Source organism: Bradyrhizobium sp. SHOUNA76 (genome assembly GCF_023006445.1).
Classification (GTDB): Bacteria; Pseudomonadota; Alphaproteobacteria; order Rhizobiales; family Xanthobacteraceae; genus Bradyrhizobium.
On record NZ_JALBHA010000208.1, the window covers coordinates 1 to 9,888 of the forward strand.

General features: G+C 64.5%; 10 protein-coding genes. 9 read left to right on the forward strand and 1 reads right to left on the reverse strand.

Translation table 11 applies throughout. The features are described from left to right. The 9 genes from MOV74_RS20785 to MOV74_RS20825 form a co-directional block, all read left to right on the forward strand. A partial coding sequence (locus MOV74_RS20785; RefSeq protein WP_246926151.1) for a transglutaminase family protein occupies window positions 1-582 on the forward strand: 582 nt, incomplete at its 5' end. Between the two features lie 205 nt (window positions 583-787). Beyond that, window positions 788-1,615: an HD domain-containing protein gene (locus MOV74_RS20790; RefSeq protein ID WP_246926157.1), complete on the forward strand. Its 828-nt coding sequence runs from the start codon at window positions 788-790 to the stop codon at window positions 1,613-1,615. A 119-nt stretch (window positions 1,616-1,734) separates the two neighbouring features. Then, entirely contained in the window at window positions 1,735-2,625 is an 891-nt protein-coding gene (locus tag MOV74_RS20795; RefSeq protein ID WP_246926158.1) for an alpha/beta fold hydrolase, read from the forward strand. Between the two features lie 135 nt (window positions 2,626-2,760). Further along, window positions 2,761-3,387, forward strand: coding sequence for a GTP cyclohydrolase I FolE (gene folE / locus MOV74_RS20800; protein WP_246926160.1), 627 nt, complete (start codon window positions 2,761-2,763; stop codon window positions 3,385-3,387). A gap of 27 nt (window positions 3,388-3,414) precedes the next feature. Further along, window positions 3,415-4,938: an FAD-dependent oxidoreductase gene (locus MOV74_RS20805; RefSeq protein WP_246926161.1), complete on the forward strand. Its 1,524-nt coding sequence runs from the start codon at window positions 3,415-3,417 to the stop codon at window positions 4,936-4,938. Between the two features lie 130 nt (window positions 4,939-5,068). After that, window positions 5,069-5,644 (forward strand): HdeD family acid-resistance protein, encoded by a 576-nt coding sequence (locus MOV74_RS20810; RefSeq protein WP_246926162.1) that lies wholly within the window; start codon window positions 5,069-5,071, stop codon window positions 5,642-5,644. Window positions 5,645-5,759: 115 nt separating this feature from the next. Then, window positions 5,760-6,971: an ABC transporter substrate-binding protein gene (locus MOV74_RS20815; RefSeq protein WP_246926163.1), complete on the forward strand. Its 1,212-nt coding sequence runs from the start codon at window positions 5,760-5,762 to the stop codon at window positions 6,969-6,971. Between the two features lie 162 nt (window positions 6,972-7,133). Continuing rightward, on the forward strand, window positions 7,134-8,348 hold the full coding sequence (locus tag MOV74_RS20820) for an acyl-CoA dehydrogenase family protein (protein ID WP_246926165.1): 1,215 nt from the start codon (window positions 7,134-7,136) through the stop codon (window positions 8,346-8,348). Window positions 8,349-8,671: 323 nt separating this feature from the next. Continuing rightward, complete coding sequence (locus MOV74_RS20825; RefSeq protein ID WP_249796641.1) at window positions 8,672-9,163, forward strand: septal ring lytic transglycosylase RlpA family protein; 492 nt, start codon at window positions 8,672-8,674, stop codon at window positions 9,161-9,163. A gap of 111 nt (window positions 9,164-9,274) precedes the next feature. Here the strand turns inward: MOV74_RS20825 and MOV74_RS20830 are convergent. Next, window positions 9,275-9,888: methyl-accepting chemotaxis protein (locus MOV74_RS20830; RefSeq protein ID WP_246926169.1), on the reverse strand; the 614-nt coding region annotated here is incomplete at its 5' end.

The following is a 9,888-nucleotide window of genomic DNA, read 5'->3' on the forward strand; positions in this document are numbered from 1 at the left end:
GTTCGCGATATCGCCTTCGAGGCGACCAGCCTCGGGCCGGCCTCGCCGGTCGGCTATGTCTTTGCCAGCCCGCTGGTGCCGGTGCTGCGTCCCGTCAGCGCCTACGCTGGGATGAGCTTTGCGCCCGGCGCGGGCATCCTCGCCTGCGCCGTCGATCTCATGCATCGCATCCGCACCGAGTTTCGCTACGATCCCAAGGCGACGGTGATCTCGACGCCGCTCGGCGAGGTTTTCGACAAGCGTCACGGCGTCTGCCAGGATTTTGCCCATGTGATGATCGCAGGGCTGCGCGGGCTCGGTCTGCCAGCGGCCTATGTCAGCGGCTACCTGCGCACCATTCCGCCGCCGGGCCAGGCGCGCCTGCAAGGCGCCGATGCCACCCATGCCTGGGTGTCGCTGTGGTGCGGGGCCGAGCTTGGCTGGGTCGATTTCGACCCGACCAACGATCTGCTGATTGGCAACGACCATATCGTGCTTGCGGTCGGGCGCGATTTCTCCGACGTCTCGCCCGTCGACGGCATCATCGTCGGCTCGCCCAAGCAGAAGCTTGGCGTCGCCGTCGACGTGCTGCTGGTGGAATAGACGCGGGCTCCCGCGCCGGCCGCGAGGGTGTATCGGGCCGCTGCCGCAACCGCGATGTCGCATAGCACAACGGTAACATATTTCCATAATCGCGTTGCCAAGGGTTTGGTCAGCCGGCCCAAGATGGGCTATGCTGGCTTGCGTCGAGAACGAGAGAGACGTCGGGAGAGAGCGTGGGACACCAGCGGCGGACGGGGCTGCATCCATGATAACCTTACCGAGACTGGCGGCTGAATCCCTCGAGGGCTTCCTCGGTAAGTTCATGCGTCGCCGGTACGATGAGACTTCTGCCAACATCATCGAGAGCGCGACCCGTACCGCGATGGAATGCATCGGCAACAGCGATGCGCTCTATCACAATATCGAGCATACGATGCTGGTGACGCTGGCGGCTCAGGCCATCCTCGGCGGCCGCAGTCTTCATACCCACCTGTCGGCTGAGGACTACGTCCATGTCCTGATCGCCTGCCTCGCCCACGACATCGGCTATGTGCGCGGGCTGTTCGAGGAGGACGATTCCGACGGCTTCGTCATCGACGCGGCCGACACCAAGATCTCGTTGCCGCGTGGTGCATCGGATGCGAGCCTGATGATGTATCACGTCGATCGCTCGAAGCTTTATGTGACGCGGCGGCTGCGGCATATTCCCGGAGTCGATCCCGAGCGCGTTGCCCGCGCCATCGAGGGCACGCGTTTTCCGGCCCGCCAAGGCCAGGAATATGACGACGAAGCCTCGATCCTGCGCGCGGCTGACTTCATCGGCCAACTCGGCGATCCCAACTATCTGCGCAAGGCCAACGCGCTGTATTATGAGTTCGAAGAGGTCGGCATGAATCGCCAGCTCGGCTACGATTCGCCTGCCGACATCGTGAACCGCTATCCACAATTCTACTGGAACAGCGTCGCTCCCCACATCCAGACCGAGATCGGCTATCTCAACAAGACCGAGATCGGCCGGCAATGGATCGCCAACCTCTACAGCAACGTGTTCCGCGCCGAGCGCGACATCTCGCTGTCCGGCCCGCAGAGATAAATCGGGCTTTGCGGTGCTGTAGCCCGGATGAGCGCAGCGATATCCGGGTGCGGTGTTGCCAAGTCCCGGATGTCGCTGCGCTCATCCGGGCTACAGCCTCCAAAACGCCGTGAGCAACCATGCAACAAAAAACGATCGCCACGGACATCCTCGACATCGCCTATCGCGAATACGGCGCGCCGGATGGCTGGCCCTGCATCATGGGCCACGGTTTTCCCTACGACGTGGACGCCTATGCCGAGGCCGCGCCCCTCATTGCACAAGCCGGCGCACGCGTGCTGGTGCCCTGGCTGCGCGGCTATGGGCCGACCCGTTTCCGCATCGCGTCGACCTTGCGCTCCGGCGAGCAGGCGGCGCTCGGCGCCGATCTGCTGGCCTTCATGGACGCGCTTGGCATCACGCGTGCGGTGGTCGGCGGCTATGACTGGGGCGGACGCGCGGCCTGCGTGGTCTCGGCGCTTTATCCGGAGCGCGTGATCGGCCTCGTCTCCGGTAATTCCTACAACATCCAGAACATCGCTCGCGCCATGGAGCCGGCCTCGCCGCCGGAGGAGGCCGCGCTCTGGTATCAATATCTCTTCCACAACGAGCGCGGCCGCCGCGCGCTGGAGCGCAACCGGCGCGGATTTGCGCGCCAGCTCTGGTCGATGTGGTCGCCGAAATGGACGTTCGACGATGCCACCTTCGAGCGGAGCGCGGTGTCCTTCGACAATCCTGATTTCGTCGATGTCGTGATCCATTCCTACCGCCACCGTTATGCGCTGGTCGCGGGCGATCCTGCTTACGCAGCGATCGAGGCAAGGCTCGCCGCGCAGCCGCCGATCCGCGTCCCGGCCATCGCGATCGACGGGGACAGCGACGGCGTCAATCCCGGCACCGCTCATCACGCACGCAAGTTCGAGAGCTCGTTCGAGCGCCGCGTCTTCACCGATGCCGGTCATAACCTGCCGCAGGAGCGGCCGGCCGAATGGGCGCAGGCGGTGATCGACGTCCGGAAAGCGGCCTCATAGAGCCCGTTTCTCGTCTTGCGGCCGAATTGTCTGTCGTCCTTCCCATTTTTCCTGATCCTGGGAACCTTTTCCGATTGCAGCCGTCCAAGCTGTGGGGCCGCTTCTGTATGCGGGCTCGTTGCAGGGAGGATCTCGATGAAGTCACAGGTGCGCAAGCTGGAGCGCGTCGCGGTCGCCCAGGTGCCTGCCGAACGGCCTGACAGGGCCGAGGTCGAGCAGGCGATCCGGACTATGATCCGCTGGGCCGGCGATGATCCCGCGCGCGACGGTCTGCGCGAAACGCCGGACCGGGTCGCACGTGCCTTCGAGGAGTATTTTTCCGGCTACGCGCAGGATCCGACCGAAATCCTGCAAAAGACCTTTGAGGAGATCGAAGGCTATGACGAGATGATCGTCCTGCGCGGCGTTCGCTTCGAAAGCCATTGCGAGCACCACATGGCGCCGATCGTCGGTCGCGCCTGGGTTGCCTATATTCCGCAGGGGCGCGTCGTCGGCATCAGCAAGCTTGCGCGCGTGGTGGACGTCTACGCCAAACGGTTGCAGATCCAGGAGAAGATGACCGCACAGATCGCCAATACCATCAACGACGTGCTTAAGCCCGAAGGCGTCGGCGTCATCATCAAGGCGACACATCACTGCATGACCACGCGCGGCGCGCACAAGCCCGGGACCGATCTCGTCACCAGCCGCATGCTGGGTGTGTTCCGCGACAATGCGCTGACGCGTCAGGAATTATTGGGGCTCGCCAATTCGGACGATTGACCCGCGCTAGCTCGAGGAGACGGCGCCATGACCGAGAACAACAAGCCGAACGGACCGGACTTGACCAAAGGCGTATCGCTGACCGCGTTCAAGGACGGCAAATTGCTCGGTCACGTCGGGGAGGAAGACGTCCTTCTGGTGCAGGCCGGCGGCGAAATTTTTGCGATCGAGCCGGCCTGCAGCCATTATCACGGTCCGCTCGCCGAGGGACTGGTGGTGGGCGATACCATCCGCTGTCCCTGGCATCATGCCTGCTTCTCCTTGCGCACGGGCGAAGCCACCCGCCCGCCTGCGTTGAACGCGCTGGCGGTATGGGAGGTCACCCGCGATCGCGACAACATCGTCGTTCGGCGCAAGCGAGAGGCACTGACGCCGCCGGCCGCACATCGCAGCGCGCCGACGCCGGACAAATTCGTCATTGTCGGCGGCGGTGCCGCTGGCTTTTCCGCCGCCGAGACGCTCCGGCGCGAGGGCTTTGCCGGCGCCATCACCATGCTCAGCAATGACGGCGCGATGCCGGTCGACCGGCCAAACCTCTCCAAGGATTATCTCGCGGGCAGCGCGCCGGAGGCCTGGTTGCCGCTGCGCGATGAGGACTATTACCAGAACGCTGGCATCGATCTCAGGCTCAACACCGACGTCTCCGCCATCGATGCGAAGACGCGCAATGTCACGCTTGGCAATGGCGACAAGCTCCCATTCGATCGGCTGCTGCTCGCGACCGGCGCCGAGCCAGTCAAACTGCGGATTCCGGGCGCGGACCAGCCGCATGTTCACACCTTGCGCTCCGTTGCCGACAGCCGCGCCATCATCAAGGCGGCGGGGAGTGCCAGGCGGGCGCTGGTGATCGGCGCCAGCTTCATCGGCCTCGAAGTTGCGGCCTCCTTGCGCGCGCGGAAGATCGAGGTGCACGTGGTCGCGCCGGAAGAGCGGCCGATGCAGAAAGTGCTCGGCGCTGAGATGGGCGATTTCGTCCGGTCCCTGCATGAGGAGAACGGTGTTATCTTCCACCTGAAGGATACGGTGGAAAACCTCGACGGCATGCGCGCGACGCTGAAGAGCGGCGCCGTCATCGAAGCTGACCTGGTCGTCGTCGGCATCGGCGTCAAGCCGCGGCTCGCGCTCGCCGAGCAGGCGGGGCTGGCGGCCGACCGTGGCGTCAGCGTGAGCGAATATCTGGAGACCAGCGTGTCCGGCATCTTCGCGGCCGGCGACATTGCCCGCTGGCCCGATCCGCATTCCCGGCACACCATTCGCGTCGAGCATTGGGTGGTGGCGGAGCGGCAGGGTCAGGCCGCGGCGCGCAACATGCTCGGCAGGCGCGAACGCTTCGACGCCGTGCCGTTCTTCTGGAGCCAGCACTACGACGTGCCGATCAACTATGTCGGCCACGCCGAGAGCTTTGACGACATCGCGATCGATGGCAGCATTTCCGGAAAGGACTGCCTGCTGAAGTACCGCAAGGGCGGCCGCGTCCTCGCGATTGCTTCAATTTATCGCGATCTCGACAATCTCAAGGCCGAGCTGGAGATGGAGCGGTCGCGCGCCTGAAACGCCGCACTCGATCTTGATTTGCGTCAATGTTGCTGCCCGCGGCGACTGCTCAGCTGGCTGTTGCCCCGGCGTGGCCCGTGCTATCCTGGCGTGCGCTCGCGGGGCTTCCCATGCAGGAGTGGCCGTCATGACAAGTGCCTCGGATATCTCCCATCCTTCAAGTCTGGGCTCGGGCATCGCGGCGCTGCACGCCAAATGGGGCTGGATCGTCGCGCTCGGCGTCGTCTACCTCATCGCCGGCTTCGTGGCGCTCGGCAGCGTGGTGATGGCGACGGTGGCGAGCGTGATCGTGGTCGGCGCCATGATGATCGTCGCCGGCGCGGCCGAGATCATCGGCGCGTTCCAGGTGAAGAGCTGGGGCAAGTTTCTCGTCTGGGCCTTGCTCGGCGTGCTCTATGTCGTCGCTGGCTTTCTGACTTTCGCGAATCCGCTGTTCGCGGCAGTGCTCCTGACGCTCTTCCTCGGCGCGTCGCTGATCGCCTCGGGCGCCGTCAGGCTGTTTCTCGCCTTCAGCATGAAGCGCGAAAGCCCGTGGGTGTGGGTCGCGCTCTCGGGCGCCATCACGCTGCTGCTTGGCCTCTTGATCGTCGCGCGCTGGCCGGTGAACAGCGTCTACATCCTCGGCCTGTTCCTCGGCATCGACCTGATCATGGCCGGCGCGGGTTGGATCTCCTTGGGCTTCAGCCTGAAGCAGCGTCGCTAGCCACCAGCAACTCGACGCAAGACCGTCTTGCGGAACTCCGCTGATCTGACGTGCTGACACAAAAGCAGCACGCCGCGCGACCGGATCGTGCGGCGATCATCACCGGGGAGAAACCATGAAAGCCGCTTTGGTCCTGGCCGCAGCACTGGCTGCCGCGAGCCTGTCGACGCCTGCCGCCGCGCAAAAATCCTACGGTCCCGGCGTCAGCGACACCGAGATCAAGATCGGCAACACCATGCCCTATAGCGGCCCGGCTTCGCCGCTCAGCATCACCGGCAGGGTGATCGCGGCCTACTTCGACGAGGTCAACGAGAAGGGCGGCGTCAATGGCCGCAAGCTCAATCTGATCTCGCTCGACGACGCGTTCTCGCCGCCGAAGACCATGGAGGCGGCGCGGCGGCTGGTCGAGGGCGACGGCGTCGCCTTCATCTTCGCGACCATGGGGACGGCGCCGAGCTCGGCGATCGCGAAATATCTCAACAGCAACAAGGTGCCGCAGCTTTTCCTGATCAGCTCGGCCTCGAAGTGGAACGATCCCGCCAACATGCCCTGGTCGATGGCGCTGCCCTGGGCGCCGAACTACACCAGCGAGGCCGCGATCGACGTCGCCTATGCCCGCGCCAAGAACCCGAATGCGCGCTTTGCGGTGCTCTACCAGAACGACGACGCCGGCAAGGAATACTTACGCGGCGTCAAGGAGGCGCTCGGTGCCGACGCCGACAAGGCGATCGCGATGGCCTCGAGCTTCGAGGTCGCTGACCCCACCGTCGATTCCCAGGTGCTGACGCTGGCGAGCACCAAGGCCGACGTCTTCATGATCTATTCGGTGACCCCGCGTGCCTGCGCGCAGGCGATCCGCAAGGCTCATGAAACCGGCTGGCAGCCGACGCGCTTCCTCGCGAGCGGCTGCGCCAACAAGGCGTCCGTGATGGTGCCGGCCGGGCTCGATGCCGGCAAGGGCGTGCTCTCGCTCGGTTCGCTCAAGCCGTTCGTCGAGACGCCGAAGGACGATCCGGCGATGACGGCCTATATCGACTTGATGAAGAAGCGCCTGCCCAACGCCGACATCAACAACGTCGCCGCTCTTTACGGCTACACCGTCGCCGAAGCGCTGGTGGTGCTCCTTAGGCAGTGCAAGGACAATCTGACGCGCGAGAACATCATGGCGCAGGCGTCCAATCTGAAGAACGTGCCCCTGTCGCTGCTGATGCCGGGCATCACCCTCAACACCACGCCGCAGGATTTCCGTCCGATCAAGGACGGCTACATGCTCCAGTTCGATGGCAACGATTGGGTGGTGGCGAGCGAGCTGCTGAAGGGGACGTGAGAGCGGGAGCTCTCTCCGCGAACTCGAAATCGTAGGGTGGGCAAAGGCGCCCTTGCGCCGTGCCCACCACCCCTCTCCGTCGCGAGAATGCGTGGGCACGCTCCGCTTTGCCCACCCTACGACTACGACACTGACGCGCGACCAAGCGAACAGGAGACCCCCATGGACTTTCAACACTCCGCCCGGTCGCTGGAGCTGCAGGAGCGCGTCCGCCAGTTCATGCGAGCGCATGTCGAGCCGGTCGAGGAGCTCTATTACGAGCAGGTGAAGCCGGAAGCTTCGCGCTACAGGACGCCGCCCGTGCTGCAAGATCTGAAGAAGATGGCGCGGGAGCAGGGGCTGTGGAATCTGTTCCTGTCGGGCGAGCATGGGCCGGGGCTCACAAACCTCGAATACGCGCCCGTGAAGGAGATCATGGGCCGCATTCTCTGGGCGCCCGAGGTCTTCAACTGCTCGGCGCCCGATGTCGGCAACATGGAGGTGCTGGCGAATTACGGCACCCAGGCGCAGCAGGAGCGCTGGCTGAAGCCGCTGCTGGAGGGGCGCATCCGCTCGGGCTTCTCGATGACGGAGCCGCAGGTCGCCTCCAGCGACGCAACCAACATCCAGTGCCAGATCAAACGCGACGGCAGCGACTACGTCATCAACGGGCGAAAGTGGTTCACGTCAGGCGCGATGAACGAGGATTGCGAGATCCTGATCGTGATGGGCAAGACCGCGCCTGACGATCCCGACCGCCATCGCCAGCAATCGATGATCCTGGTGCCCAGGAATACGCCCGGCGTGCGCATCGTCCGCGACATGCTCACTTACGGCTATGATGACGCCCCTAGCGGCCATCCCGAGATCGTCTACGAGAACGTCCGCGTGCCCGCGGAGAACATTTTGCTCGGCGAGGGCCGCGGCTTCGAGATCGCGCAGGGGCGGCTCGGTCCCGGCCGCATCCATCATTGCATGCGGCTGATCGGCTGCGCCCAGCGTGCGCTCGAATTGATGTGCCAGCGGTCGGTGTCGCGCGTTGCCTTCGGCAAGCCGCTGGCGGAGCAAGGCTCGGTGCGCGAGGACATCGCACATTCCTTCTGCGAGATCGCGCAGGCGCGGCTGCTCACGCTGCAAGCCGCCGACAAGATGGACCGCGACGGCAACAAGACGGCGCGCGACTTGATCGCCGCCGCCAAGATCGTGGTGCCCAGCATGGCCGCGCGCGTCATCGACCGCGCCATCCAGATTCACGGCGCCGCCGGCGTCTCCCAGGACACCTTCCTCGCTCGCGCCTACGTCTACGCCCGCTTCATCCGCATCGGCGACGGCCCGGACCAGGTGCATCTGGCGGCGGTGGGCAAGGAGCTGATCAAGCGGGGCGGGGTGATGGGGTAGGAGGAGGAGCCTCCTGTTGCCGAACAACGATATGCAACGTGTCCTGCAGTCTCGGGCTGTTGGGAAGTTGCGCAATGCGCTTGCCGCCGAGCACGTCCGGAGCCGAGCCCCGCTCTCGGTGTCATGCTGCTGACGCAATCCTTGTCTTAGACGGCGACAACTAAAACACTGTGTGGGGACTGCTCTGGTTCCCACAACGGTTCCGCAGCCAGGGTTGACTGGAATCCGCATAAGATTGGCGCAAGTTCCGAAACGCTTTCGCGTTCGCTTGCCCATGTTGCGGCGTCGTGAACCGGACGATCGAGAAAATCAAAGGAGATATAATGGTGTTCCGCTGGAGCGCCGCGATTTGCGGCGCCCTCATTGCGCTCGTCGTTTCTGTGACCGTCGCTCGAAGCGAAACAGGTAGGGTTCATTCAAGTGCCGTCGTCGATGCCGCCTCTGGGGATGCGATCGTTGGCGCAGCATCCACGTATAATCCGTTCAAGCCCGGCAAGGAGGAGGGCGGCCCGAGCACAGCCTCCGGGGAGCGTTATGATCCCTCGCTTTGGACGGCTGCCATCAAGACGAGCTTGCGTCAGAAATTTGGTGGAATCCAATTTAGAGCAAGACCGAAATATGCTCTCGTCGAGGCCGTCGGTAAGAAGGTCATCGTCAAGATCAACGACGTAGGGCCGCTCAGGCCCGGTCGCATCATTGACCTCAATGAGCGGACGATGCGCCACTTCGACCCGAGCATGGAACTTGGAGTCATTCCTGACGTCACGGTCAAGCCGCTGTCCGGCGACGATTGGATCACTGGGCCGGTTGGCTGAACGCTATGCCGAAGGAGGACAGCGTTCCCGGATCGAGGAAACACGTCGGCCCTAGAGCGCGATGCGATTAGGATGAATCGCCATCGCGCTTTGTGAACGGTGGACGCTTCGTCATCCCGCCTTGGCGACGCGGCCGTCCGCCGACCCTGCGCGCAGGTTCTGGAAGAACTTCTCCACCTCGCGCGACAGCGTGTCCGCCGTCTCCGTCAGGCTGCTCGCCGCCGTCAGGACGGAGGCGGCCGCGGTGTCGGTCTCGCCGATGGCATCGCGCAGCGAGGTGATGTTGGCGACCAGCGTCTCGTTGCCCTGCGCGGCCGATTGCGCGTTGGACGAGATCTCGCGGGTGGCGGCGTCCTGCTGACTGACGGCGCCGGCGATCGCCGAAGTGACCTCGTTGATCTCGCGCACCGCGCCGCCGATCTCGCGCACGGCGTCGACCGCGTTGCGGGTCGAGGCCTGGATCATCGCGACGTTCTCGCTGATATCGGCGGTCGCCTTCGCGGTCTGTCCTGCCAGCGCCTTCACTTCATGGGCGACGACGGCAAAGCCGCGGCCGGCATCGCCGGCACGCGCGGCCTCGATGGTGGCGTTGAGTGCGAGCAAATTGGTCTGCTCGGCGATCGCCTGGATCAGGCTGAGCACGCCGTCGATGCGTTGCGTCGCCGCGGCAAGGCTCTCGATCTCGGAGATCGACTTCTCGGTGCGCTGGCCGGTCTGCTCGACCG